A 955-nucleotide genomic window follows, 5' to 3' on the forward strand; every position below is an offset into this window, starting at 1 on the left:
ACGGAGTACCTGTCGTCGCGTGCTTGCCCGCGCGGGCAGGGCGATCATATCACCCTCCGAGTGGCCCTGCCGCCAAAGCGGACGCTCACACGTGTCCCGCGGAGGCCAGCCTTTGCTCGCAAGAGACCGCATCGGAAATCACAGCGCCCGGCCGGAGCGCGCGCACGAGATCCGCGTCGAGGCGGCCCGCCATACCGTCCAGGATCGCGTCGAACCGTGCGGCCGACAGGGTGGTCGAACGCCCCTCGGCCAACAGCGTCGCTGCAGCCGTGTCCAAGTCGGCGAGAGCTGACGTCTCGTCGCGCTTGAGGCGCAGCGGGACGATCGTCCCTATCATGACTGATCGACCTTCGGATCCGCATTCTCGGATCGGTATGGTCCCCTAAACAGACCTTGCTTCAGCGCACCCCTCAAAGCTGCAGCCTCGTTCATCGCCCAGCCGAGCTGCCGATGGGGAACCATCCGGCTGTCGAAAGCAGCGTCGATCCGGGTGCAACTGACTGCGTAGGGTTCTGGCCCCACTTCGACGGCTACGCGGAGTAGGTCCCCGAGCGCATCGTCGAGACTGGCCTGCACAGTAGCCACATCACCCGTGTCGTCCATGACTTCAGCCCACCGCCCGTGCAGCCTCGCGCACCTGGCGCGTGGCGGCATCGACCTGCTCGCTCGCCCGGGCGATCGCCTCCATACCGCCGGCGATCGTCGTCACCCCGTGGGCGAGCGAGCAGGTCGATGCCGCCACGCGCCAGGTTCGCGAGGCTGCACGGGCGGTGGTCTGAAGTCATGGACGACACGGGTGATGTGGCTACTGTGCAGGCCAGTCTCGTCGATGCGCTCGGGGACCTACTCGGCGTAGCCGTCGAAGTGGGGCTAGAACGCTACGCAGTCCGTTGCACCCGGCTCGACGCTGCTCTCGACAGCCGGATGTTTCACCATCGGCAGCCCGGCGGGGCGG

Annotated in this window: 2 protein-coding genes; both read right to left on the minus strand. The window is 67.2% G+C overall.

Translation table 11 applies throughout. The annotated features are described in order from the left end of the window. Window positions 1–85 precede the first annotated feature (85 nt). Window positions 86–337 (minus strand): hypothetical protein, encoded by a 252-nt coding sequence (locus tag MKK69_RS22095; RefSeq protein ID WP_243971480.1) that lies wholly within the window; start codon window positions 335–337, stop codon window positions 86–88. A gap of 270 nt (window positions 338–607) precedes the next feature. Then, window positions 608–742, minus strand: a complete 135-nt coding sequence (locus tag MKK69_RS31070) for a hypothetical protein (protein WP_279598553.1) — start codon at window positions 740–742, stop codon at window positions 608–610. Window positions 743–955 lie beyond the last annotated feature (213 nt).

Source organism: Methylobacterium sp. J-026, from assembly GCF_022829585.1.
GTDB lineage: Bacteria > Pseudomonadota > Alphaproteobacteria > Rhizobiales > Beijerinckiaceae > Methylobacterium.

What these genes read in the sequence shown, in the direction of transcription:
- MKK69_RS22095 (WP_243971480.1), bottom strand. Translation starts at nt 337, where the DNA reads ATGATAGGGACGATCGTCCCGCTGCGCCTCAAGCGCGACGAGACGTCA.